The 22381-nt window shown below is 65.5% G+C and carries 23 protein-coding genes, 1 tRNA gene and 1 pseudogene; 10 read left to right on the top strand and 15 right to left on the bottom strand.

Annotation, left to right across the window (positions count from 1 at the left end):
• The first annotated feature begins 295 nt into the window (after positions 1-295).
• Entirely contained in the window at positions 296-868 is a 573-nt protein-coding gene (locus E3C22_RS05950) for a hypothetical protein (RefSeq protein WP_134761097.1), read from the top strand.
• Positions 869-942: 74 nt separating this feature from the next.
• Here the strand turns inward: E3C22_RS05950 and E3C22_RS05955 are convergent, their stop codons facing one another.
• The 3 genes from E3C22_RS05955 to E3C22_RS05965 form a co-directional block, all read right to left on the bottom strand.
• Positions 943-1605: a YiaD family glycine zipper/OmpA-like lipoprotein gene (locus E3C22_RS05955; RefSeq protein WP_134761098.1), complete on the bottom strand. Its 663-nt coding sequence runs from the start codon at positions 1603-1605 to the stop codon at positions 943-945.
• A gap of 146 nt (positions 1606-1751) precedes the next feature.
• Positions 1752-2972: a glycosyltransferase family 39 protein gene (locus E3C22_RS05960; protein ID WP_134761099.1), complete on the bottom strand. Its 1221-nt coding sequence runs from the start codon at positions 2970-2972 to the stop codon at positions 1752-1754.
• A gap of 150 nt (positions 2973-3122) precedes the next feature.
• Positions 3123-4154 (bottom strand): aspartate-semialdehyde dehydrogenase, encoded by a 1032-nt coding sequence (locus E3C22_RS05965; protein WP_134761100.1) that lies wholly within the window; start codon positions 4152-4154, stop codon positions 3123-3125.
• Positions 4155-4469: 315 nt separating this feature from the next.
• On the opposite strand from E3C22_RS05965, the gene E3C22_RS05970 reads away from it, so the two are divergent.
• The 3 genes from E3C22_RS05970 to E3C22_RS05980 all read left to right on the top strand — a co-directional run bounded on the left by E3C22_RS05970 (position 4470) and on the right by E3C22_RS05980 (position 6067).
• Positions 4470-5111, top strand: a complete 642-nt coding sequence (locus E3C22_RS05970; RefSeq protein ID WP_134761101.1) for a thiamine diphosphokinase — start codon at positions 4470-4472, stop codon at positions 5109-5111.
• 89 nt (positions 5112-5200) lie between these two features.
• A tRNA-Arg gene (locus E3C22_RS05975) sits at positions 5201-5277 on the top strand.
• 409 nt (positions 5278-5686) lie between these two features.
• The gene (locus E3C22_RS05980; RefSeq protein WP_134761102.1) at positions 5687-6067 is read left to right on the top strand and encodes a DoxX family protein; all 381 of its coding nucleotides are present in this window, start codon (positions 5687-5689) and stop codon (positions 6065-6067) included.
• Positions 6068-6200: 133 nt separating this feature from the next.
• Here the strand turns inward: E3C22_RS05980 and E3C22_RS05985 are convergent, their stop codons facing one another.
• The 4 genes from E3C22_RS05985 to hisS form a co-directional block, all read right to left on the bottom strand.
• Positions 6201-6656 (bottom strand): hypothetical protein, encoded by a 456-nt coding sequence (locus E3C22_RS05985; protein ID WP_134761103.1) that lies wholly within the window; start codon positions 6654-6656, stop codon positions 6201-6203.
• A gap of 236 nt (positions 6657-6892) precedes the next feature.
• Positions 6893-7585: an ATP phosphoribosyltransferase gene (gene hisG, locus E3C22_RS05990; protein WP_134761104.1), complete on the bottom strand. Its 693-nt coding sequence runs from the start codon at positions 7583-7585 to the stop codon at positions 6893-6895.
• Between the two features lie 255 nt (positions 7586-7840).
• On the bottom strand, positions 7841-8965 hold the full coding sequence (locus tag E3C22_RS06000) for an ATP phosphoribosyltransferase regulatory subunit (RefSeq protein WP_134761106.1): 1125 nt from the start codon (positions 8963-8965) through the stop codon (positions 7841-7843).
• A 4-nt stretch (positions 8966-8969) separates the two neighbouring features.
• A complete protein-coding gene (gene hisS, locus E3C22_RS06005; RefSeq protein ID WP_134761107.1) occupies positions 8970-10595 on the bottom strand; it encodes a histidine--tRNA ligase in 1626 nt (541 codons plus the stop codon).
• Between the two features lie 217 nt (positions 10596-10812).
• Between hisS and E3C22_RS24730 the strand changes: the two genes are divergently transcribed.
• Both E3C22_RS24730 and E3C22_RS06015 read left to right on the top strand, forming a co-directional pair.
• Positions 10813-11157 carry a FitA-like ribbon-helix-helix domain-containing protein gene (locus E3C22_RS24730; RefSeq protein WP_134761108.1) on the top strand — a complete coding sequence of 115 codons (345 nt, stop codon included), beginning with the start codon at positions 10813-10815 and terminating at the stop codon, positions 11155-11157.
• Positions 11158-11577, top strand: a complete 420-nt coding sequence (locus tag E3C22_RS06015) for a type II toxin-antitoxin system VapC family toxin (protein ID WP_134761109.1) — start codon at positions 11158-11160, stop codon at positions 11575-11577.
• Positions 11578-11597: 20 nt separating this feature from the next.
• Here the strand turns inward: E3C22_RS06015 and E3C22_RS06020 are convergent, their stop codons facing one another.
• Positions 11598-13088 carry a UdgX family uracil-DNA binding protein gene (locus E3C22_RS06020; RefSeq protein WP_134761110.1) on the bottom strand — a complete coding sequence of 497 codons (1491 nt, stop codon included), beginning with the start codon at positions 13086-13088 and terminating at the stop codon, positions 11598-11600.
• Positions 13089-13180: 92 nt separating this feature from the next.
• Between E3C22_RS06020 and E3C22_RS24735 the strand changes: the two are divergent.
• Positions 13181-13372: pseudogene (locus E3C22_RS24735) on the top strand (type II toxin-antitoxin system Phd/YefM family antitoxin); the annotation flags it as partial.
• A 76-nt stretch (positions 13373-13448) separates the two neighbouring features.
• Positions 13449-13862 carry a type II toxin-antitoxin system VapC family toxin gene (locus tag E3C22_RS06030; protein WP_134761111.1) on the top strand — a complete coding sequence of 138 codons (414 nt, stop codon included), beginning with the start codon at positions 13449-13451 and terminating at the stop codon, positions 13860-13862.
• Between the two features lie 16 nt (positions 13863-13878).
• Here the strand turns inward: E3C22_RS06030 and E3C22_RS06035 are convergent, their stop codons facing one another.
• The gene (locus E3C22_RS06035; RefSeq protein WP_134761112.1) at positions 13879-14367 is read right to left on the bottom strand and encodes a nucleoside deaminase; all 489 of its coding nucleotides are present in this window, start codon (positions 14365-14367) and stop codon (positions 13879-13881) included.
• Positions 14368-14429: 62 nt separating this feature from the next.
• Positions 14430-15677: a putative DNA modification/repair radical SAM protein gene (locus tag E3C22_RS06040; protein WP_134761113.1), complete on the bottom strand. Its 1248-nt coding sequence runs from the start codon at positions 15675-15677 to the stop codon at positions 14430-14432.
• A 277-nt stretch (positions 15678-15954) separates the two neighbouring features.
• On the opposite strand from E3C22_RS06040, the gene E3C22_RS06045 reads away from it, so the two are divergent.
• Together E3C22_RS06045 and E3C22_RS06050 are read left to right on the top strand one after the other, a co-directional pair.
• A complete protein-coding gene (locus E3C22_RS06045; RefSeq protein WP_245514811.1) occupies positions 15955-16380 on the top strand; it encodes a BA14K family protein in 426 nt (141 codons plus the stop codon).
• A gap of 332 nt (positions 16381-16712) precedes the next feature.
• On the top strand, positions 16713-17156 hold the full coding sequence (locus E3C22_RS06050) for a BA14K family protein (protein ID WP_134761115.1): 444 nt from the start codon (positions 16713-16715) through the stop codon (positions 17154-17156).
• Between the two features lie 111 nt (positions 17157-17267).
• Here E3C22_RS06050 and E3C22_RS06055 read toward each other — a convergent pair whose 3' ends face one another.
• From E3C22_RS06055 to E3C22_RS06075, 5 genes are all read right to left on the bottom strand, one after another.
• Positions 17268-18074, bottom strand: coding sequence for an FAD binding domain-containing protein (locus tag E3C22_RS06055; RefSeq protein WP_134761116.1), 807 nt, complete (start codon positions 18072-18074; stop codon positions 17268-17270).
• Between the two features lie 137 nt (positions 18075-18211).
• Complete coding sequence (locus tag E3C22_RS06060) at positions 18212-20557, bottom strand: xanthine dehydrogenase family protein molybdopterin-binding subunit (protein ID WP_134761117.1); 2346 nt, start codon at positions 20555-20557, stop codon at positions 18212-18214.
• Positions 20558-20678: 121 nt separating this feature from the next.
• Positions 20679-21167, bottom strand: a complete 489-nt coding sequence (locus tag E3C22_RS06065; RefSeq protein ID WP_134761118.1) for a (2Fe-2S)-binding protein — start codon at positions 21165-21167, stop codon at positions 20679-20681.
• Between the two features lie 203 nt (positions 21168-21370).
• The gene (locus E3C22_RS06070) at positions 21371-21691 is read right to left on the bottom strand and encodes a helix-turn-helix domain-containing protein (RefSeq protein ID WP_134761119.1); all 321 of its coding nucleotides are present in this window, start codon (positions 21689-21691) and stop codon (positions 21371-21373) included.
• A complete protein-coding gene (locus E3C22_RS06075; RefSeq protein ID WP_167591658.1) occupies positions 21688-21948 on the bottom strand; it encodes a type II toxin-antitoxin system RelE/ParE family toxin in 261 nt (86 codons plus the stop codon). Before E3C22_RS06075 ends, E3C22_RS06070 begins: the two co-directional genes overlap by 4 nt.
• Between the last annotated feature and the right edge of the window lie 433 nt (positions 21949-22381).

Raw genomic sequence — 22381 nt, forward strand, 5'->3', positions numbered from 1 at the left:
CATTCGCCGAGACGGCTCCGGGGCGGCGACGCCCCGGCAGCCCTTGGCGCCCACGCGGCTCAGCTTTCTTGAGCAGGCGACCATCATCGATCGGACGTAACGCGCCTTGAACGCTCCCACCTCCCCCGCGCGCAGTTTCCGCCTCTCGAACGCGTGATCGAAATTCCCGCTGATACTACTGCTGATTTACAGATTTTTCAGCATTCCGGCGTTTCCTCAAATCTCGGGATTGCAAAATCGGAAATGGAGCGGATGGGCCGGCGCTCATCACCGGCGTCGTGGCAGGGAGGCGGGAATGGCATCTCTTTACCGCAAGACATTCGCAGCCGGGTCGCCGTTCGGCGACGCACTCCACGAGGAGGCAGGCCATTTCAGCTTCGAACAAAGTTCGGTGCTGGCGAAATCGCTGCTCCTGACCCGCGAGATCGAGCTTGCCTTTCTCGGCAGGGAATCGCTGCGGGCGCAGTATCACGCAGCCGTCGCCGCCGCCGAGGATCTGGACGAGCCGAAAGACCGCGCGAGGCACATCGCCCTTGTCGAGGTCATCACCGAGAACCGGGCCGACTTTCCGCCTGACGAATTCGTCGTTCATACCGGGCTCGAGGCCGGCGGCGCGATCAGCACCAGGATCGCCCCGCTCGCGCCGGCCAAACGCCACCGCAGCCAGGCGCTCGCCGGCTCGCCGCTGGCGCCGTCACCGCGCCCCGCAGACCTCGAAAGCGACAGCAATCCGGTCGCGATGCGGGCGCTGTCCCGCATCGTCGAGACGCTGGTTCTGGCAGCGGACGCCTCCGAAGATGGGCCCCGCGGCGGAGAGCCGGTCTTCGAAGAGCCCCTGGATCCGGAACTCGCCGCCAACGACGCCTGAGGCGACGACGGCCCTCGCACGAATGTTCAGAGCATCGAGCGTCCATTCGGACGCACGGCGCTCCAATCTCCCGATCAGCCGGAGGTCAGCGGCGAAATCGCGATCTCGACGCGCCGGTTCTGGGCGCGGCCGGCTTCCGTCGCATTGGAGGCGACCGGCTGGCTCTCGCCGAAGCCCTGGGTGTTCAGCCGGCGCGGATCGACGCCCTGGCTGGCCAGATACTGGCTGACCGAGGAGGCACGCTGCTGGGAAAGCTGAAGGTTGTAGCCGTCGGAGCCCTGGCTGTCGGTGTGGCCGTAGACGTCGACGATCGACCGGTCGAACTCCTGCAGGACCAGCGCGACGGAATTCAGCGTCGGATAGAATCCCGGCAGGATCGACGCCTGGTCGGTCGGGAAGGTGATGTTCGACGGCATGTTCAGGATGATCCGGTCGCCGACGCGGGTGACCGAGACGCCGGTGCCGCGCAGCTGGGCGCGCAGCTTGGCTTCCTGGTTGTCCATATAAAGGCCGATGCCGCCGCCGGTCAGCGCGCCGACGCCGGCGCCGATCAGCGCCGCCTTGCCGCCGTCATGGCCGGTCGCGCGGCCGATGACGTAGCCGCCGAGGGCGCCGACGCCGGCACCGATCCCGGCGCCGCCGAGCGTGTTGGAGATCTTCCGTTCGCCCGTATAGGGATCGGTGGTGCAGCCGGCAAAGGCAGCGGTGAGAGCGAGCGCCAGAGCGAGTTTCTTCATCGAGCGTGACCAGCCAGTTGCGACGGGTTACCACCCGTCGGCGTTGTTCCTTCGAAGCGGCGATAGAAGCCACAGTTGGCTGGAATAGGGCTTGCCGGCACCGGCGGATCTTTCCGCGCCGAAGTTGCCGCCTTGCAACAGCGCCGCTACGCCCCGATGCCAGCGCTTCGCAGAAGGAAGCCGGCAACGCTCGCCAGCGAAAGGACGAGACCGCAGACGATGACAAAGCGGTTGGCCCAGCCGGTCGGGTCGACGGCCGAGAGAAGCGCTGCGACGACCGCCGGCAGGGTGATCAGCACGGGGTGCAGCCAGTAGCCCTTCACCTCCGTCGCGCCGCTGCCGAGAACGAGGACGAGCGACAGAGCGAAGGAAGCCGCGACGGCCGTCAGCAGATAGCGGACTTCCGGCCTCAGCCCCTTCGGCGAGAGCGGCGTCGCGCGGCCGTCGATCCTTGCGACGATCCAGGCAGCGAGCCAGACCGCCACCAGCGGTCCGGCATAGGCAAGGCAGCCGCCGAGAAAGGCGAGCGCCCCCTCCAGACGAACGGCAAGCGCCGAGCCCGCCTGACCGATCTGGAACTTGCCGACGCTGTCGTCCAGCGTGTCGAGGCGGCTCGCCAGCCAGGCCATCGGCGCGGCGAGGACGAGGAGAAAGGCCGCAGCTGCAAGGGCGAGCCGGCGAAGCCGAAACCGCCCGCGCAGATCGGGCCATGCCAGCCCTGCCCCGATCGCCCCGGCGAGAGCGATCAGGCCGTTATATTTGCCAAGGACCGCAAGAGCCGCGCTGGCACCGGCAAGAATGTAGCTTTTGGCGGTGTTCCGCTCGATCACCATGAGCATGGCAAGCTGGAAGAGTGCGGTGAAGAACAGGCCGCTGAGCGAGTGGCTGTAGGCGCGCTGGGCCTCCCAGCCGACCGGCGGCATCAGGAAGAGCCCGAAGGCGGCCGCCGCCGCTCCGTCCCGCGACAAGTCGAGCGCCCGGCCGATGCCATAGAGGACGGCGGCAAGCAGGCAGAGGATCAGCGAGCGGGTAATGTAGACCGCGGCGATATCGTCGCTGACGATGAGGTCGACCAGCTTGATCAGCCAGGTGTGCAGCGGCGGCTGCACGCCGCTGTAGCCGAGCGCCCAGTGGCCCATGGCAGCCAGCTGCTCGCGGTCGTCGAAACCGGGCGGCACCCTGGCGACGATACTGAGGAGGCAGTTGGCGATGAAGACCAGGGCGATGACGGCGAGCGGCAACGGCAGCGGGCCGACGCGGGCCGCGGCGAACCGCCCGACCGCATCGTCGATAAAGGCCGTCCGCGCAAACAGCGCGCCGAGCAGGGCCGGCGCACCCTTTGCGGTGCGATCGTCTGAGACCGTCAATGCCGTCTCCGAGGGCGGGAACGGGCCCGCCGGGCCCGATTAAGGAAGCCGCCGGCGAGCGCCGGTGACCCCTTGCCCTTTAGAGGATGCGAGGCGGGCCGTCCAATGGCGGGTCGGATCGCGAAGAGCTCCGCGATCCGAGCGACTGGCTCAGGCAGCCTTGCGCTGCTTGAGGAGGCCGCGATTGACCAGGAGTTCGGCGATCTGAACCGTGTTCAGGGCCGCCCCCTTGCGCAGATTGTCCGAGACGACCCAGATGTTGAGGCCGTTTTCCAGCGTCTGGTCCTCGCGAATGCGGGAGATATAGGTCGCATCCTCGCCGGCCGACTCGTAGGGGGTGACATAGCCGCCGTCCTCGCGCTTGTCGATGACGAGACACCCAGGCGCCTCGCGCAGGATATCGCGCGCCTCGTCGGCGGTGATCGGGTTCTCGAACTCGATGTTCACCGCTTCGGAATGGCCGATGAAGACCGGCACGCGCACCGCCGTGCAGGTGACCTTGATCTTCGGGTCGAGCATCTTCTTGGTCTCGGCCATCACCTTCCACTCTTCCTTGGTCGAGCCGTCCTCCATGAAGACGTCGATATGCGGGATGACGTTGAAGGCGATGCGCTTGGTGAACTTCTTGGCTTCCACCGGATCGGCGACGAAGACCGCGCGCGACTGGGTGAACAGCTCGTCCATGCCGTCCTTGCCGGCGCCGGAGACCGACTGGTAGGTGGCGACGACGATGCGCCTGATCTTGGCGTGGTCGTGCAGCGGCTTCAGCGCGACGACGAGCTGGGCGGTCGAGCAGTTGGGATTGGCGATGATGTTCTTGCGCGAGAAGCCGGTGACGGCGTCGGCATTCACCTCAGGCACGATCAGCGGCACGTCCTGATCGTAGCGCCAGGCCGAAGAGTTATCGATGACGACGCATCCCTGCGCGCCGATGCGAGGCGAATATTCCTTGGAGATATTGCCGCCGGCGCTCATCAGGCAGATGTCGACGTCGGAGAAGTCGAAGCCCTCCAGCGCCTTGACCTTCAGCGTCCGCTCGCCGAAGGAGACTTCCGTGCCCTGGCTGCGACGCGAGGCAAGCGCCACCACCTCGTCAGCCGGGAAGCCCCTCTCGGAGAGGATCGACAGCATCTCGCGACCGACATTGCCGGTGGCTCCGACGATGGCAACCTTGTAGCCCATGGGATATCAGACCTTCTCTCGCTCTCCCCTTGCCAAACGATCGAGCACGCTCGTCCTCCGCCCCGGGGGAGACAAGCGGGGCGGGGCGTCAGCTAATCGACGTTTTCGTGAGTTTGGAGCGCACGGTCATGGCCGGTCATATGCGCGGGAAGGCAAATCTTGTCAATCGCGGCAATTGCGGATCAACAGGGTGCCCGTCCGGGGCGCGCCTCTCGCCTTTGAAGCGATTCGTGCGTGCCGGGCGCCGCCTGTCGCCGGGCGGCGCGGAAAGGCGCCGCGCTCGCCGGCGCATGACAGGAAGGAAAGACCGAAGCGATGGAGCATTTCGTCATTCTCCTTGCCGGCCGCATGGAGCCGACGCCAGCCCTTCGCGCCGCGATCGAAGGCGGCCGGGTGATCGCCGCCGACGACGGGATCCGGCATGCGGCGGGCCTCGGTCTTGCGCCGGAACTCTGGGTCGGCGACTTCGATTCCGCCCCGCAGCAGCCCCCCATCGCCCTCGCCGGCATCCGCCGCGAGACCTTTCCGCGCGACAAGGACAAGACCGACGGAGAGATCGCCATCGAGGCGGCGATCGCGCTCGGCGCGACGAGGCTCACCCTCGTCGGCGCGCTCGGCGGCCCGCGCAGCGACCACGCCTTTGCCCATTTCATCCTGGCGCTGCGCTATTTCCACCAGGGCCTCGACATCGCACTGGAAGACGGGGCGGAATCCGCCTTGCCTCTGTCCGCGACACCCCGGCGCGTCGATCTCGAACCGGGGACGCAGTTCTCGGTCCTGAAGTTTTCAAACGTGAGAGGCCTGACGATCGAAGGGGCGAAATGGCCGCTCGACAATGTCGACCTGCCGTTTTCCTCGATCCTCACCCAGTCGAACGAGGCCGCCGGCCCGATCACCGTCAGCGTCGCTGAGGGCGACGCGATCCTCCTCGCCCAGTGCGACCCGAGCGTGCGGTGAGATTCCGGGCGTTCGGTAAAATTCGGCGGTCAGCCAGATCGATCGACGCTTGGCCTTCAGGCACGAGTTCACTATGGTGCGCGCCGAGTGGTCCCGTAGCTCAGCAGGATAGAGCATCAGATTCCTAATCTGAGGGTCACAGGTTCGAATCCTGTCGGGATCACCAGAAAATCCATTGTCCGGCCCGGAGACGTGAGTAACGGACCGTTCCTAAGACATGGGTGACAATCTCGTGCCGCACGCCGCAGCAATGCATCTGCACGGGTCGCCGCCGAAAGGAGCGTGATCGAGCCGCCATTTGTTTCGGCATCTCCCATCGTTCGAAGTCGAATGCTATTCAAGGCTGTGTAATTGTAACGGCGTCGGAGCGACGCTGACGCGATACCGGCGTGCTCCCTGCCGTGCGAAAGCCCGCCGACTGGTGGCACCCGGCAGCGTTCAATTGTATCTTTATACGTTGACAATATGTCGGCGATTTCCACGGATGCGTTGACAATCCGGGCCGACTATCTTGCCGACATCGACAGCGACCCGACGGAATGGTCCGACCGGGCGATCATCGGAGCAAGACCGCCATGAACCAGAGTGTCATTCTCGCCGGCCGCGTTCTCCTCTCGGCCATCTTCATCGTCTCGGGCTTCGGCAAGCTGACCGGCGCAGAGGGCTTCGCCGGCTTCCTGTCCAGCCTGAACTTTCCGGCGCCGCTCGCCATGGCCTATCTGGTTGGCGCCTTCGAGCTCGTGGCCGGCCTCGCCGTGCTCGTCGGCTTCCAGACCCGCATCGTCGGCATCGCGCTGGCCCTGTTTTGCGTGGCGACCGGCATTCTGGTCCATGCCGGCGACCAGACGGTGCTGTTGAAGAACATCGCCATGGCCGGCGGCTTCCTCGTTCTCGCCGGTTCCGGCGCCGGCTCGATCGCCATCGACAAGTCGAGACGCGAAAGCCGCTACGCCTGAGGCATCAGGCCAAGCCGAGCGATCCGGATGTCCTCGCGCCCAGCGGCGCAATAGCAGCATCGCCCGGGACGGCCGCGCCGTCCCGGGCGATGCTGTTATTCGTATTCGGTAGCCGCTTCGGCTGTCGGCGCTTCTACGCGGCCTCGGCCGTCTGCGGCATGTTCGCCCGATATTCCTTCTCGGCCCGCTCGGCGGCGCTGTCGCCGTCTTCGGCCTGATCTGCGCCCGACGCGGCGCCTGCCTCGCTGCCGGTGGCCGCGGCAAGAGCGGAGACGTCCATCCGCGTGGTCGAGGAGAAGGGATTGCCGGCGTCCTCTTCCGTCTCGGTCTTGTCCGCCGCCTGTGCATTGGCGACCGGAGTGGCGCTAGCCGTCGCGGAAGCCTTTTCGGCCTTGGCGAGTTGTGCCGTGTAGCGGTCGATCAGCGCCTGCTGCGTCGCCGCCGCTTCGGCATCCTGGGCCTCCTCGGCCTCTGCCAGCGCCTTTTCGGCGGCGGCGAGCTTTTCCTTGATCGCCGCGGCGTCGTCGCTGCTGGAATCGCTCGCCGAAACAAGGCTGACGGAACTCGTCGACCCGACTGTCAATGACATGCTGTCCTCGCGCGAAGAAATCGTCTCATGACCATCAGCTAGGCCGACAGTCGTGAAGGATCCCTTGCCGAAACTGTTACCGAATGTATCGAAGCGTTGCGGCAGCTTTCCGCTGCCGCAGTTCTCCTCCGCCGGCGACGATGCCGACACGTCCACCGGCTGCCCATGTCGAAGATTTCGGCCGCCAGGCCAAGGCTTGGCAGACATCCGATCGGCCGTCCGGATGCCTCCTTGCATCAGCCGGCAAAGCGGCGCCCGAGATCCTCGGCGAGGGCCCTGTCGCCCGCCTCCCGCTGGCGAGCGGCCGAGCGCAACAGGCAGGCCTCGGATTTGAGGATCACCCCGTCGCCGAGCACCTTCAGCTGGTTGGCCTTCAGCGTCGAGCCCGTCGTGGTGATGTCGACGATGATGTCGGCCGAGCCCGCGGCGGGGGCGCCCTCGGTGGCGCCGAGGCTCTCGACGATGCGGTAGCTCTGGATGCCGTGGATGCGCGAGAAAAAGCTTTGGGTCAGCCGCCAGTATTTCGTGGCAATGCGCAGCCGGCGGCCATGGCGGGCGCGGAACGAGCCGGCGACGTCGCCGAGATCGTCCATGCTGACGACGTCGACCCAGGCCTCCGGAACCGCGACGACGACATCGGCATGGCCGAAGCCGAGCCGCTTCACGAAGCTCACCGCCATGTCGGGATCGGCGACGCTCTCGCGGATCAGGTCCTCGCCGGTGATGCCGAAGTCGATGGCGCCGGCGCGCAGCTCGCGGGCGATCTCGGAGGCGGAAAGCAGCAGCACCTCGAGCCCGTCGAAGCCTTCGACGCTGGTGCGATAGGAGCGGCTTTCTCCGGCGGTCACCGCGATGCCGGCGTCTTTCAGCGCCGCGACGGATTTTTCCATCAGCCGGCCCTTGGAGGGAATGGCAAGGGTGATGGTCATGGTCGCAATGTCCCGGCTGCGAAGAAGCGGGCGTTCGTCAAGCGCTGCGGCGGCTTGCCCCCCTCTGTCCTGCCGGACATCTTCCCCTCAAGGGGGGAGATCAGCAGCGTAGACGTCACGCGCTTCCCATTGTGCGTTTGCCCAACGTGCAGCCGGCAGAGATTGGCAGATCCGGCAGTTGGCGTTCGATCTCCCCCCTTGAGGGGGAGATGCCCGGCAGGGCAGAGGGGGGTGAGCAACGCTGGCAGCAAGATCTCAGCCATTCACCACCTCCCCGATCCGGTCGAGCCAGAGCGAAAAGCCGACGGCGGGGATCGGCGCCTCGGCGCCGAGGATCGTCATCAGCCGGTCGTAGCGGCCGCCGCCGGCGAGCGGATCCTCGCTGCCGCGCATCCGCGCCTCGAAGACGAGGCCGGTGTAATAGTCGATCGGCCGGCCGAAGGCGGCGCGATAGGATAGGCGCGAAAGATCGACATTTGCCGCCCGCATGGCGAGATTGCGGGTCTCGAAGGTGGTCATCGCCCGGCCGAGATCGAGCCCCGCCGTGCCCATCACCTCGGCGAGCCTTTCGCCCGCCTCGTCCAGCCGGCAATCGACGGCGAGGAATTCCTCAAGGATATGAAGCGCCCCTTCGCTCAGCCGGGCCTCGGCCACCTGCACCTTCTCGATCAGCCTGGCGGCGATCTCGCCGGGCGAGCGGCCGGAATGGGGCGGCAGGCCGGCCTCCTCCATCCGCGTGCGGATCAGCCGCGTCAGCGTGCCCTCCTCGCGGTCGCGGGCAAGATCGACGAGTTGCGGGTCGATGCCGGCAAGGGCGTCCTCCGGGCCGTTGGCGAGACGGCCCAGCGCCGCGCGCAGCTGACCGTCATGGCCGAAGGTGCGGATCAGCCGCCGCTGCCAGCCTTCCGGCAGACCCAGCGCCCGCAGAACCGCTTCGAACAGGCCCTGGTCCCCGAGAATGACGTCGATGGTGCCAAGATCGACGCCGCAGGCATCGAGGCTGGCGAGGGCGTCGGCGACGGCGCGCGCGTCGGAGGTCGCACGGTTCTCCTCGCCGAGATCCTCGATGCCGGCCTGGAAAAACTCCGCCGGCCCGTCCGCTCGCTGGCGAAAGACGAGGCCGCGATAGGAATAGCGCCGCGGCAGGTCGGCGCCCTCGGCGATGTGGCGCATGCAGACCGGCACGGTGAAATCCGGCCGCAGGCAGAGATTTTCGCCGCTTTCGCCGCGGGTGAGGAAGATGCGCCGGCGCAGCGCCTCGCCGGCGGTGTCGAGATAGGGCTCGGCCGGCAGGATGATCGGCGGCTCGGCCGGCTCGGCGCCCCGTTTGGCGAAGAGCTCGTCGAGCGCCGATCCGATCTGGTCCTTGCCGGCGGCCATCACGTCAGCCCTTCGCGCCGGACGCACGGGCGAGGATGGCACGCACCGCCGCGATCATGTCGCCCGGCTTGTCGGGCGCATAGTCGACCATCTCCTGGCCGGCCCGCGCCTCGCGCCATTCGGCATTGTCGGTGATTTTCGCCGAAAGCTCCTTGCCGAGCGCCAGATCCTTGACCTGCACCTTGCAGGCGGCCTTCTCGTCGCCGCCCTGGATGATCACGCAAGGGGCATCGCGCCGGTCGGCATATTGCAGCTGCTTGCCGAACTGCTTCGGGTTGCCCTGGAACACCTCGACGGGAACGGGGGGCCCGAGCGGCTCGCCGCTTTCGTCCTTCGGGTTCAGCGCGGCGCGGAGATCGGACGCCATCTTCTGGTAATCCGCCATGCGGTCGCGATCCATGACGGTGACGACCACAGGGCCGGTGCGCGTCGATGTTTCGAGGCGGCCGAGATTCTTCAGCGCCGTCATCAGCCGCGAGACGCCGATGGAAAAGCCCGTCGCCGGCACCGGCTGGCTCATGAAGCGCGACACCAGCCCGTCATAGCGCCCGCCGCCGCCGACCGAGCCGAAGCGTACGACCTCGCCCTTTTCGTTGGTCACGTCGAAGAGCAGCTCGGCCTCGAAGACCGGGCCGGTGTAGTATTCGAGGCCGCGGACGACGGAGGGGTCGATGACAACGCGAAGAGAACCGTATCCTGCAGCCTCGCATGCCTCTGCAATTTGGATGAGTTCCCTTGCGCCCTCCCGACCAACGTCGTTTCGGGCCGTGTCGAATGCAAAGCGTCCAGCGAACAAATTGTCGTAAAACAGTGTCTCGCCCTCGGCAGTCCGCATATCACCTAACGGCCTGCCGGTCGCGTTGCGCACTTCTGTGAGATCGAACGCCTGCGAGGTAGCCGTCAGCACAAACGTTTGCTGTTCCTTATTGAGCCCCGCCCCCGGCGTGAAATCCCCGCTTTCGTCCTTACGCCCCTCTCCGAGCAACAGCCGAACGCCCTCGACGCCGAACTTGTCCAGCTTGTCGATCGCCCTGAGCACCGTCAGCCGCCGCCCGGCGTTCTCCTCACCGCCGAGTCCGATCGCCTCCAGCACGCCGTCGAGCACCTTCCGGTTGTTCACCCGGATGACGTATTGCCCGTGCGGGATGCCGAGGGCCTCCATCGTGTCGGCCATCATCATCGCCATCTCGGCGTCGGCCGAGACGTTCGGCGCGCCTACGATGTCGGCGTCGAACTGCATGAACTGGCGGAAGCGGCCCGGCCCCGGCTTCTCGTTGCGGAAGACGTAACCCGCCCGGTAGCTGCGATAGGGCTTCGGCAGGGTCTCGAAATTCTCCGCCACATAGCGGGCGAGCGGCGCAGTGAGATCGTAGCGCAGGCTCATCCACTGCTCGTCGTCGTCCTCGATCGAGAAGACGCCCTCATTCGGCCGGTCGCTGTCGGGCAAAAACTTGCCCAGCGCATCGGTATATTCGAACACCGGCGTCTCCACCGGCTCGAAGCCGTAGGTCTCGTAGACCCGCCGGATCTTCGCCAGCATCGCGTCCTGCGCGCGCAGATCGCTCGCGTCGCGGTCGACGAAGCCGCGCGGCACCCGCGCCGTCACCCGTTTCGGCTTTTTCGCAGCCATATGTCGTTTCACCAATGCGTCGCGGCCAGCCATCCGACGCGCAAGAGCGCTCGGTGCCAGCCAGTGTAACCATCTGGCTGCGGCTTAGCCCATCGGCCGGATGGGCTCAAGCGCGTCAGGCAGCAGGCGGAAGTGACCAAGCTGTCCCAAGCGGTGGTCTGGCGTCAGGCGTTCCAATCGCCCTATATGAAAGACATCATCTTTCGAGGGTGCGGGAATGACGAGCCTGACCATCACCAATCTCGACGACAAGACGACGAACCAGATCATCCGCATGGCGACCAGGCATGGCCGCTCCATGGAGGACGAAGCGCGGGTTCTGTTGCAGCAAGCACTCGAAGTGATCGCAAACCAGCTCTCGCAGGAGTCTCCGGCCGTGCCCGAAGGGGACCGGCGCGAAAACGCTCGGCATCAGCCTCAACCCTCTGCTGGCTCCGACCCTGATACTCCGCCGCGCGGCAACCTCGCTTCAAGAATTCGCGCGAGGTTCGAGCCGATCGGCGGTGTCGAACTCGACCTACCACCCCGTGAACCGGGCCGTGAACCTCCGTCCTTTGATTGAATGATCATTCTCGATACGAACGTGGTTTCGGAAATGATGCGCCCAATTCCGGAGCGGCGGGTGATCAGATGGTTGGACCAGCAGGACATGGACGCGGTCTTTCTCACAGCGATCAGCGAAGCAGAATTACGATACGGCATTGCCATCATGCCCGACGGACGACGAAAAAAGCTTCTAGCCGACAGTCTGGCCGCGACCCTTTCCGAAGATTTCGGGAGCCGCATTTTGCCATTCGGCAAGAAAGCTGCCGAAGCCTATGCCGTCATCCGGTCGAAGCGCCGAGCCATCGGGCGCCCTATTAAAGAGATGGATGCTCAGATCGCGGCCATTGCAGCCAGCCATGGCGCAGACATTGCGACTCGCAACGTCAAGGACTTCGACGACTGCGGTGTCACGGTCATCGACCCATGGCTGCCCTGATCGGTCGTACCAAGCTCGCTTCAGTTACTCCCCACCGCCAGTTCCGGCACCGTTTCCAGCACCAGCGCCATGTCCGCCCGGAATGCCTTTGTCTCACGCTCCCTGGCCGCCTCGTCCGGCAGGCGCAGGAGATAGGACGGATGCACGGTGACGATCAGCTTCGTCGCCGCGTCGAGGTCGATCAGCATCGAGCGCGTCGCCTTGATCGTCACCGTCTTGCCGAGCACTGCCTGCGCCGCCGTCGCGCCGAGCGCGACGATCAGTTTCGGCGCGATCAGCCGGCGCTCCTGGTCGAGCCACCAGCGGCAGACGGTGATCTCGCCGGTGTTCGGCTTGGCGTGGATGCGCCGCTTGCCCCGCGGCTCGAACTTGAAGTGCTTCACGGCATTGGTGACATAGGCTTGTGAGCGGTCGATGCCGGCGGCCGCCAGCGCCTGGTCGAAGACCTTGCCGGCCGGGCCGACGAAGGGCTCGCCGGCGATGTCCTCCTGATCGCCCGGCTGCTCACCGACGAAAATTACCGGCGCGTCCTCGGGGCCTTTGCCGAACACCGTCTGGGTTGCCGGCTCCCATAGCGGACAGGCTCGGCAATGGGCGGCCTGCTCGCGCGCTTCGCCGATCGTGCCGGGGGCCTTGTCGTCGCCAGCGCCGGAGCCCTGCCCCTTCTCCATCCGTGGCAGGCTCATGGCGCGACGCTCCTTCAGTCTTTCGTCACGCAAACTCGGCAATGTCGGCTGGGTTTCCAGCATGCGGCGGTGGGCCGCTTCGGCCCCGGCGATCAGCGGCTTGACGAGGGCGGTCTCCGGCATGTTCGCCCAGTATTTCTTCGGCATCTCGGCGGTCATCGCCTTCACCTTCAGCCGCGCCGGGTTGAAGATCGAGGCGTAATAGGTGAGCCACAGCGCCTCCATGTCGTCGTCGCTCGGCGCCATGTCGCGGGTCGCGCCTGGGAGAAAGGCGAGTTCCTCGCCGTTCCAGTGGGCGGTGCGCTCAGGCGTCAGGATGGTCCAGACCATTCCGGCAAAGCGCCTGGCGAAGAACGGCGCGGTCAGTTCGACGGTGTGATGGAAGGGCTCGAACCAAGCGACCGAATGGCGGCCGAGCTCGGCATCCTCGATCTCGCGAAACCGCACGAAGGCCTTCATCTTGTGGCTATCGCGGCGCACCGCTTTTTCCATCTCGGTCGCACGGACGACGTCCCTGTCCGAGGCAATCTCGAGCAGGCGCTTCTCGCCCTGCAGGCGCCAGAGCAGCCGATAGGCGAAGACGAAGCGGTCCGGGTCCGCATGGCAGATCAGCTTGCGGGCAAGATCGGGAAAGGCTTTCGGCACGCTCGGCTGCGGCGCGTCAGCCGGCATCGTGTCGGGCAGCGGCTCGGCAAACAGGCTTGGCGCCTCCTCGCCGATGGTAAAGCTCATCTCTTCAGGGGAGACCTTCAGAGTCAGCGCCCGGCGGGCAGCGTCCCGCCATCCGTCGAAGTCGGCCGGGAAGGCGAGCGGGGCGTTGTACATGGAACGAACATCCGTTTGCCTTCGGCGGCCGTTGAACGGGGTCGACGCAAGTCGTATCTCTTCTGAACAAGACCCTACACGGGAGCGTCGCGATGAATTTTCACGAGCGGCGGATTTCCGCGCGCGAGTTCAACCAGAACGCCTCTGCCGCCCGAAAGGCTGCAAACGACGCCCCGGTGGTGGTGACGGAGCGCGGGCGGCCGACACATGTCCTCATGCGATACGAGGAATACGAGCGACTGACATCGAACAATCGGTCGGCCTTGGACATGTTCGCCGATCCGAGACCCGAAGCGGATTTCGAATTCAACCCTGAGCGCGATAAGTCCTTGCCGCGGTCGTCGAGTTCGATCTCGATTGATGTACCTGTTCGACACCAAAGTCGTTTCTTCGCTGCGTCGGCCCGACAAGCTCAATCAACGGACGGCGCAGCGCATCGCCGCTATTCCCGATGGAAAGGTTCGCATTTCCGTCATCTCGGTTCTCGAGCTGGAACTCGGCATCCTCTCCCTCGCGCGCAAGGATGCGAGACAGGCACAAATCCTCCGCGAGTGGTTTGACGCGAAACGGGCTTCCCTGTCTGAAGCGCAAGTCCTGCCCATCGACGAGCCTGTTGCTTTGGCTAGCGCCGCCTTGCACGTTCCCGATCGCCGTGACCGACACGACGCCCTCATCGCGGCGACCGCGCTCGCCCACGGCCTGACGCTGGTGACACGCAACGTCAAAGATTTCAGAACGATCGACGGCCTTCGCCTGCTCGATCCCTGGGCCTGACGCGCGCCCGCCGGTGTCAGCGCCGGTGCAGCCGCTCGTGCAGCGCCCGGATCTCGTCAGTGAACTCGTCGAACGGCCCGACAATCTCGACTTGCGGCAGCATCTCGCGAAGGGTCACCGGCTTGTAGGGCAGCGGCGCCGCGCCGAAGTCCGCGAGCCAGCCGACCAGCTGCGGCGTCGAGGTGGCGTAGACCGCCCGGCCGACGCCGCACCACCCTTGCGCCACTGCGCACATCGGGCAGTGCTCGCCGGAGGTGTAGATCGTCGCTTCCGACCGTTGCTCCTTCGAGAGATTGAGCGCCGCCCAGCGCGCCAGGGCGAATTCCGGATGCGCCGTCGGATCGCCGGAGCCTGTCCGGTTGTGGTCCTCCTTCAAGACTGTGCCGTCACCGGAAACGAGCACCGAGCCGAACGGCCGGTTGCCGGTGTCGACAGCCTCACAGGCAAGCTCGACACAGCGGCGAAGATGGCGGCGGTCGATCTCGGCATTGAAATGAAGGCACATGCGGCTTCCTGACGCTCCTAATTCCCGCGAACAGATAGCACGGTGCATCGGCGCACAGGTGCTTAAAACAGTTCCAATTGTCCCCCTGCCCGCTTCGCCTTCGGAACGAAGCTGTCCCGCAAGCCCTCCCGATCGGTCAGCCCGCCCGGCGACCAGTCGACCGCCATGATGAACGGCCGCACCTTGTCGATCGACTGGCAAAGCCTTGCGATGTCGTCGAGCCGAAGCGTGCGGTGGCGCCGCGTCGAAAGGATGCGCTTCACCGCCCTAGTGCCGAGGCCCGGCACGCGCAGCAGCATCTCGCGATCCGCCCGGTTGACGTCGATCGGAAAGTGCTCGCGGTTCTTCAGCGCCCAGGCAAGCTTCGGGTCGATGGCGAGGTCGAGCATGCCGCCCTCCCCGCCGGCAACGATCTCCGCCCGCTGGAAGCCGTAAAAGCGCATCAGCCAGTCGGCCTGGTAGAGCCGGTGCTCGCGCATCAAGGGCGGCTTGGCGAGCGGCAGCCGGCTCGAGGAATCCGGGATCGGCGAGAAGGCCGAATAATAGACCCGGCTCAGCCGGTAATTGCCATAGAGGTTTTCCGAGCGGCCGAGCACGTCATCGTCGTTGGAGGCGTCCGCGCCGACGATCATCTGCGTCGACTGCCCACCGGCGGAAAAGCGCTTCGGCTTGGCCCGGTCGCGCTTTTCGCTCTTATGCTCCTCGATCTTCGCCCTGAGATGCCCCATCGAACGACGGATGTCGCGGGCGTCCTTTTCCGGCGCCAGCGCCGAGAGCGTCACGTCCGTCGGCATCTCGATATTGACCGACAGTCGGTCGGCGAAGAGGCCGGCCTCCTCGAGCAGCGCGGGCGAGGCATCGGGGATCGTCTTCAGGTGGATATAGCCGGAAAAATTCTCCTCCAGCCGCAGCTTTCGCGCGATCCGCACCATCTCCTCCATGGTGTAGTCGGAGTTCCGGATGATCCCCGAGGAGAGAAACAGCCCTTCGATATAGTTGCGGCGATAAAAGTTCATGGTCAGAGCCACGACCTCGTCGACCGAGAACCGCGCCCGCTCGACATTCGAGGACGAGCGGTTGATGCAATAGACGCAGTCATAGATGCAGAAATTGGTCAGCAGGATCTTAAGAAGGGATATGCAGCGGCCGTCCGGCGCATAGGCATGGCAGATGCCGGAGCCTTCCGTCGAGCCGATCCCCTTCGACTTCGACGAGTCGCGCCCGGCTGCCCCGCTGGAAGCGCAGGAGGCATCGTATTTCGCGGCGTCGGAGAGGATTGCGAGTTTTCGGCGAAGGTCGAGTGCGGGCATGGGCGTCTCTTATCGTTCCCGAAATGTTCTGACCAGAGAGAAAGGGCTTAGCCAGCACCAGCATATTGTCGCAGCGGCGCCACGATGCCCAACCGAGCCGCATGCGGCGCGGCAGCCGTCCAGAATCAAGCACTTGTTCGTGATCATCAGATCGTCTGGAGAGTGAACGATTGCGGCTTCCGCTGCGTTGTCCAGTCAAAGGGATCAATGCGCAGAGGGGTCATCCTCCGTCGCGCCCGTGAACCTTGCGGCATCCCTTATCGATTGGAGACAAGTGATGAAAACGATCATTTCCACCATACTGGCCGCAGCCATGACGCTGGGAACTCTCGGAACGGGCACGATGAGCGCCAGCGCCGAGCAGATCGGCGGACACCAATGGTACCGCCACGGCGGACACCACAACGGGCACCACGGCAAACGCCATTATCGCGGCGGAAACTGGGACAACCATCGCTACTATCGTGGCGGCCACCGCTATTATCGCCACTATGACGACAACGGCGCGGCAATCGGCGCCGGCATTGCCGGGCTTGCCATCGGGGCGATCGTCGGCGGTGCGCTCGCCGATCACGGCCATGTCCGCAGGGCGTATCCGGCCGGTGGCCACGTCGCCCGATGCGACGCGCATTACCGCTCCTATGACGTTCGGACCGACACGTTCATGGGCTATGATGGCCGCCGCCACCGCTGCAGGCTGTGACCCGGAGAAACCGACGTGACAACATCGAGATGCCCGGGAGCGGTTCGCTTCCGGGCATTTTTGTGTCCCGATGGCCTCACACCACATGGACCAGCAAGTAGGGGGGTCCGTGTCAGCGTGGTCGCCTGATGGCTGGGTGCAACCGTCTGAGATACAAGCGGAATTCGAGACACCCCGCGGCAACCCGATCGCCGTGACAAACGTTGACACCGGGCCAAGAAATTGCCCGAAACACGGCTTCCTATGGCGAAGGGACAGATGGGCTCCGTCGACAGCGTCCTGATGCTTGAAGGCAGGACGGCCCGACGCCCCGCAGCGATCGGAATAAGACGATGAACAGATTGACTTCCGCAGCCCTCGCGGCGCTGATCGCGGCCGGCACCATCGGCGCCGCGACGGCCAGCGCCAGCGCGGATCCATGGCGTCACGGCGGCTGGCACCACGGCGGCGGCTACTATCACGACTACTATCGCGGTGGCTGGCACCATCACGACAACGGCGCGGCCATCGCCGCCGGCATCGGCGGCCTCGCGCTCGGCGCGATCGTCGGCAGCGCGATCGCCTCACCAGGCTATTACGACGAGCCGCCGGTCTATTACGAGCGTCCGGTGCCGGTCGAGCGGGTCTATCCTGCCCGCCGCTACTATCGTGTCGCGCCGCGCACGGTCTATTACGGCGATCACGCCACCGTCTGCGCCGAGCACTATCGTTCTTACGACCCGCGGTCGGACACGTTTCTCGGCTATGACGGCTACCGTCACCGCTGCAATCTCTGAGCCGACGCCTGCCTGAGGCAGTCCGGGAGACCACGCATGGAAAAGGCCGGCGGAGCGATCCGCCGGCCTTTCGCTTGGCCGAAATACCCGCCGTCTGCGCCGGCGTTTCGATCAGTGGCTCAGCGCCTTCTTCACCGCACGCTTGGTGACGACCTTCACGAGGTTGGCGCGATAAGCCGAGGAGCCGTGGATGTCGCCCATCATGTCGGCCTCCGACACGGTCAGTCCGTCCACCGCCTCGGGCGCGAAGTCCGACGACAGCGCCTGTTCGCCGTCGCTCCAGCGGAAGGCGCCGGACGAGCCGGCGCCGGTGACACCGACCTTGACGCCATCAGCCCGCCTGGCGACGAAGACACCGCACATGGCGTAGCGCGAGGCGGGGTTGCGGAACTTCTCGTAGGCGCACTGATCCGGCGCCTCGAAGGAGACCGCGGTGACGATCTCGCCCTCTTCCAGCGCCGTCTCGAACAGGCCGAGAAAGAAATCGTCGGCTGCGATCTCCCGCTTGTTGGTGTGGATCGTCCCGCCGAGGGCCAGAAGCGCCGCGGGATAATCCGCCGCCGGATCGAAATTGGCGACCGAGCCACCAACCGTGCCCATGTGACGGACCGCCGGATCGCCGATCAGCCCGGCGAGGCTCGCAAAGCCCGGGCAGACGGATTTGATCTCGTCGCTCATCGCGACCTCGGCATGGGTGACGCCGCCGCCGATCCGGATCGACCGGCCATTGACGGTGATGCCTTTCAGTTCGCCCACATGGCGAAGGTCGATCAGCGCCTCCGGCGCCGCGAGACGCTGCTTCATCGTCGGGATCAGCGTCATGCCGCCCGAGAGATATTTGGCCTCGTCGCCCTTCTCGGTGGCGAGATTGGCGGCCTCTTCCAGCGAAGTCGGCCGGTGGTAACTGGTTTCGTACATCGTCTTGCCTCTCTTCAAGGGCTCGCCGGGCTGGCGCATCGCCAGCCGCGCGGCTCACCGCGTCCGTACCGTTATGCCGGCGAGGCCGGCGAACCGGCGGCGTCCAAAAGACGCCGGCCGGCCTCAGGATCGACCGCCTACGCGACGGCGTTGAGCGCCTTCCAGACCTTTTCCGGCGTCGCCGGCATGGTCAGGTCGTTGTTGCCGATCGCGTCGGTGATGGCGTTGATCACCGCCGGCGGCGAACCGATGGCGCCGGCCTCGCCGCAGCCCTTCATGCCGAGCGGATTGCCCGGGCAGAGGGTCTCGTTGGTCGACACCTTGAAGTTCGGCAGGTCCCAGGCCCGCGGCATGGCGTAGTCCATGTAGGAGGCGGTGAGGAGCTGGCCGGCATCGTCGTAATGGGTGCCTTCGAGCAGCGCCTGGCCGATGCCCTGCGCAAGGCCGCCATGCACCTGGCCCTCGACGATCATCGGATTAATCACCCGGCCGAAATCGTCGGCCGCGACGAACTGGATGATCTCGGTCGTCCCGGTCTCGGGGTCCACCTCCACCTCGCAGATGTAGCAGCCGGCCGGGAAGGTGAAGTTGGTCGGGTCGTAGAACGCCCCCTCCTTCAGCCCCGGCTCCATGCCGTCCGGCAGGTTGTGGGCGGTATAGGCGCCGAGGCAGACCTCGTGCCAGCCGAGCTTCTTGTCGGTGCCGGCGACCTTCACCTCGCCATTCTCGATGACGATGTCGCCCTCGTCGGCCTCGAGCACATGGGCGGCGATCTTCTTCGCCTTGGCCTCGACCTTGTCGAGCGCCTTGACGATCGCCGACATGCCGACCGCGCCGGAGCGCGAGCCGTAGGTGCCCATACCGAACTGCACCTTGTCGGTATCGCCATGGACGATCTGGACATTGTCGACCGGCAGGCCGAAACGCTCGGCGACGAGCTGGGCGAAGGTCGTTTCGTGGCCCTGCCCATGGCTGTGCGAACCGGTGAGAATCTCGATCGTGCCGACCGGATTGACCCGCACTTCGGCCGATTCCCACAGGCCGACGCCGGCGCCGAGGGAGCCGACCGCCTTCGAAGGGGCGATGCCGCAGGCCTCGATGTAGCAGCTCATGCCGAGACCGCGCAGCTTGCCGCGGGATTTCGCCTCCTCGCGCCGCGCCTCGAAACCGGCGACGTCGGCAGCTTCCATGCCGGCGTTCAGCGTCGCGTCGAAGTCGCCGGCGTCATAGGCCATGATCACCGGCGTCTGATGCGGGAAGGAGCGGATGAAGTTCTTGCGGCGGAATTCGGCCGGCGAAATGCCGAGCTCGCGCGCCGCCGTCTCCATCGTCCGCTCGACCACATAGGTCGCTTCCGGCCGGCCTGCGCCGCGATAGGCGTCCACCGGGACGGTGTTGGTGTAGACCGTCTTGACGTTGGCATGAATCGCCGGGATGTCGTACTGGCCCGACAGAAGCGTCGCATAGAGATAGGTCGGCACCGAAGACGAGAACAGCGACATGTAGGCGCCGAGATTGGCGATCGTCCCGACCCTGAGGCCCAAGATCTTGTTGTCGGCGTCGAGGGCGAGTTCGACGTCCGTCTCGTGATCGCGGCCATGGGCGTCGGTCAGGAACGCCTCGGAACGGTCCGACGTCCACTTCACCGGGACGCCGGTGCGCTTGGAGGCCCAAAGGCAGACGATCTCTTCGGGATAGATGTAGATCTTCGAGCCGAAGCCGCCGCCGACATCCGGCGCGATCACCCTCAGCTTGTGCTCCGGCGCGACGTTGTAGAAGGCGCTCATCACCAGCCGCGCGACATGCGGGTTCTGCGAGGTCGTCCAGCAGGTGTAGTGGTCCTCCGCCGGATCGTAGTGGCCGAGCGCGGCGCGCGGCTCCATCGGGTTCGGCACGAGGCGGTTGTTGTGAATGTGGATCTTGGTGACGTGGGCGGCCTTCGAGAAGGCCGCGTCGGTCGCCGCCTTGTCGCCGAGTTCCCAGTCGAAGATCAGGTTGCCCGGCGCTTCGGGATGAAGCTGCGGCGCGCCCTCCTTCAGGGCGTCGACCGCGGTGGTGACCACCGGCAGTTCCTCATAGTCGACCATCACCGCCTCGGCGGCGTCACGCGCCTGCAGCTGGGTTTCGGCAACGACGATCGCCACGGCCTGGCCAACATGGCGGACGGTGCCGACGGCGAGCGCCGGCCAGGCGCCCATCTTCATCGGCGTGCCGTCCTTGGAGGAGACCGCCCAGCCGCAGATCAGATTGCCGATGCCGTCGCCCTGCAGCTGCTGCCCGTTGAGGATACCGATCACCCCGGGCATGCCCTCGGCGCTGCTCGTGTCGATACCGGTGATCTTGGCATGCGCGTGCGGCGAACGCACGAAGGCGGCGTATTTCATGCCCGGCACGCTCATGTCGTCGACATAGCGGCCGCGTCCGGTGATGAAGCGGCGATCCTCCTTGCGCAGGACCTTCGCACCGATACCTTCAACGCCCATTCTCAAACCTCCCTGAAAACCCGGCCGCATCTCCCATGCGCCAGGGCGCAATCCGGCCGTTTCGAAATCTCTGCGACGGACCAGGCGCCGCCGCGGTCTCACCACGGCGGCGGCGGCCGCGTCATTCCGCGGCGATGCTCTGTGGCTGCGAAGCGCCGGCTGCCGAGAGGATCGCCTTGACGATGTTGTGATAGCCGGTGCAGCGGCAGATATTGCCGTCGAGTTCCTCGCGCACCGTCTCCTCGTCGAGGGACGAGCCGTGCCGCTGGATCATGTCGACCGCAGTCATGATCATGCCCGGCGTGCAGTAGCCGCACTGCAGGCCGTGATGCTCGCGAAAGGCCGCCTGCACCGGATGCAGGTCCGCGCCGGAGGCGAGACCCTCGATCGTCGTGACGCTCGAGCCCGAGGCCTGGACCGCGAGCATGGTGCAGGACTTCACCGCCTTGCCGTCGACATGGACGACGCAGGCGCCGCACTGGGACGTATCGCAACCGACATGGGTGCCGGTCAGGCCGAGATTGCCGCGCAGGAACTGCACGAGCAGCGTCCGGTCCTCGACCGAACCCTTCATCTCACGCCCGTTCACGGTGATCGTGACGTCCGTCATTCACTCCTCCCAAACTCGCCGGCCGTCCGGCCGGTCCTCGTCGTTGCCGTCGACACCCTTTCCGATGGCCTGGGGTTCGATCGAACCTTCAGGCCGGGCGGGGTCGCTCCGGCGGGAGATTGCCCCTTTGCGGTCGAGGCTTCAAGCGCTTTTCAGAATTGTTCCATTTGCCACGGCACCGGCGAGCGGTCGCGACATTGCAATCAACTCGGGTCGTCGGAGGCAGGTGAAGCCAATGCATCGCGAACGGCATCGGGATTCTTCTCGATGACCCGCAGAAGAGCGACTGTCGCCTTGTCGGGACGCCGGCGCCCCTGTTCGTAAGCTTCCATCGTCCGCGCAGGGATTGCAAAGTCGCGCTCGAAAGCACGGGTGCTGGAGGCGAGCCCAGAGCGAATCCGGCGAATGCGCTCCGGCGTCAACACTTCAGCCGGGACATCGTAGCTTTCTGCCTTCTGCTCGGAACGAAGGTCGGCCGCAAGCTCTTCGAACGCCTCGATCAGATCGTTGCCTACCCGGCTCATGACTCACTCTTCTTCAAATTCTCGATCGCGGCGAGTACGGCCTTGCGCTGCTTCGGCGAAAGATCGTCCGCTTCGTTCTTCGGATAGGCAGTCATCATGTAAATCGCTGATCTCACGGCGACGAAATATATGACGCGACCGCCACCAGACTTCCCTCGCCCTGGCAAAGCGAACCGGGCCTTTCTCACGCCGCGCAAGCCTTTCATGACCGGGTGCGCTTCCGGTGCCGCGGCCAGGTCCAGTTCGATCGCGCGCATGGCAGCGTCGTCCAGCCCCATCCGAGCCATTGCACGCAGATACGGCTTGAGGCGGACGACTCTCATATTCAGCACATTACGTCAATGGCGTAATACGTCAATTGCGTATCGGGGCGATTTCATGGGAGCGCAATCTTGCCCTCCGCGGCTCTTTGCTTGTTGCCTCCGCGCAAGCGTCAAACAATTTAACCCTGGGCGACACCGCCTGCGACAGTAAGTCTCACTGCGCATCTCCGGCTGTTGTCGCTTCGGCACAGCTTGCGCTCAATCGACGTTTATCGCCCGGGCTGCGGCTGTTTGCCCGTCAGACGTAGTTGTTATTTCACGATTTCCCGTCATGCTTACGGGCACCTGAAGGGGGGAGGGAAACTTTTCCGAAGGGGCCGCAAGGCTCCGCCGCGCCATGACGGCCGGCACCCTGACCCTCCGCATG

Source organism: Jiella endophytica (assembly GCF_004519335.1).
GTDB classification, from domain to species: Bacteria; Pseudomonadota; Alphaproteobacteria; order Rhizobiales; family Rhizobiaceae; genus Jiella; species Jiella endophytica.

Bases quoted from the DNA above. Each gene is read 5' to 3' on its own strand.
- E3C22_RS24730 (WP_134761108.1), top strand. From the start codon at position 10,813: ATGACGAGCCTGACCATCACCAATCTCGACGACAAGACGACGAACCAG.
- E3C22_RS06040 (WP_134761113.1), bottom strand. From the start codon at position 15,677: ATGCCCGCACTCGACCTTCGCCGAAAACTCGCAATCCTCTCCGACGCC.
- hisG (WP_134761104.1), bottom strand. From the start codon at position 7,585: ATGACCATCACCCTTGCCATTCCCTCCAAGGGCCGGCTGATGGAAAAA.
- E3C22_RS05970 (WP_134761101.1), top strand. From the start codon at position 4,470: ATGGAGCATTTCGTCATTCTCCTTGCCGGCCGCATGGAGCCGACGCCA.
- E3C22_RS06015 (WP_134761109.1), top strand. From the start codon at position 11,158: ATGATCATTCTCGATACGAACGTGGTTTCGGAAATGATGCGCCCAATT.
- E3C22_RS06065 (WP_134761118.1), bottom strand. From the start codon at position 21,167: ATGACGGACGTCACGATCACCGTGAACGGGCGTGAGATGAAGGGTTCG.
- E3C22_RS06050 (WP_134761115.1), top strand. From the start codon at position 16,713: ATGAACAGATTGACTTCCGCAGCCCTCGCGGCGCTGATCGCGGCCGGC.
- E3C22_RS06060 (WP_134761117.1), bottom strand. From the start codon at position 20,557: ATGGGCGTTGAAGGTATCGGTGCGAAGGTCCTGCGCAAGGAGGATCGC.
- hisS (WP_134761107.1), bottom strand. From the start codon at position 10,595: ATGGCTGCGAAAAAGCCGAAACGGGTGACGGCGCGGGTGCCGCGCGGC.
- E3C22_RS06075 (WP_167591658.1), bottom strand. From the start codon at position 21,948: ATGCGCGCGATCGAACTGGACCTGGCCGCGGCACCGGAAGCGCACCCG.
- E3C22_RS06035 (WP_134761112.1), bottom strand. From the start codon at position 14,367: ATGTGCCTTCATTTCAATGCCGAGATCGACCGCCGCCATCTTCGCCGC.
- E3C22_RS05980 (WP_134761102.1), top strand. From the start codon at position 5,687: ATGAACCAGAGTGTCATTCTCGCCGGCCGCGTTCTCCTCTCGGCCATC.
- E3C22_RS05950 (WP_134761097.1), top strand. From the start codon at position 296: ATGGCATCTCTTTACCGCAAGACATTCGCAGCCGGGTCGCCGTTCGGC.
- E3C22_RS06055 (WP_134761116.1), bottom strand. From the start codon at position 18,074: ATGTACGAAACCAGTTACCACCGGCCGACTTCGCTGGAAGAGGCCGCC.
- E3C22_RS06020 (WP_134761110.1), bottom strand. From the start codon at position 13,088: ATGTACAACGCCCCGCTCGCCTTCCCGGCCGACTTCGACGGATGGCGG.
- E3C22_RS06070 (WP_134761119.1), bottom strand. From the start codon at position 21,691: ATGAGCCGGGTAGGCAACGATCTGATCGAGGCGTTCGAAGAGCTTGCG.
- E3C22_RS05955 (WP_134761098.1), bottom strand. From the start codon at position 1,605: ATGAAGAAACTCGCTCTGGCGCTCGCTCTCACCGCTGCCTTTGCCGGC.
- E3C22_RS06030 (WP_134761111.1), top strand. From the start codon at position 13,449: ATGTACCTGTTCGACACCAAAGTCGTTTCTTCGCTGCGTCGGCCCGAC.
- E3C22_RS05965 (WP_134761100.1), bottom strand. From the start codon at position 4,154: ATGGGCTACAAGGTTGCCATCGTCGGAGCCACCGGCAATGTCGGTCGC.
- E3C22_RS06045 (WP_245514811.1), top strand. From the start codon at position 15,955: ATGAAAACGATCATTTCCACCATACTGGCCGCAGCCATGACGCTGGGA.
- E3C22_RS06000 (WP_134761106.1), bottom strand. From the start codon at position 8,965: ATGGCCGCCGGCAAGGACCAGATCGGATCGGCGCTCGACGAGCTCTTC.
- E3C22_RS05985 (WP_134761103.1), bottom strand. From the start codon at position 6,656: ATGTCATTGACAGTCGGGTCGACGAGTTCCGTCAGCCTTGTTTCGGCG.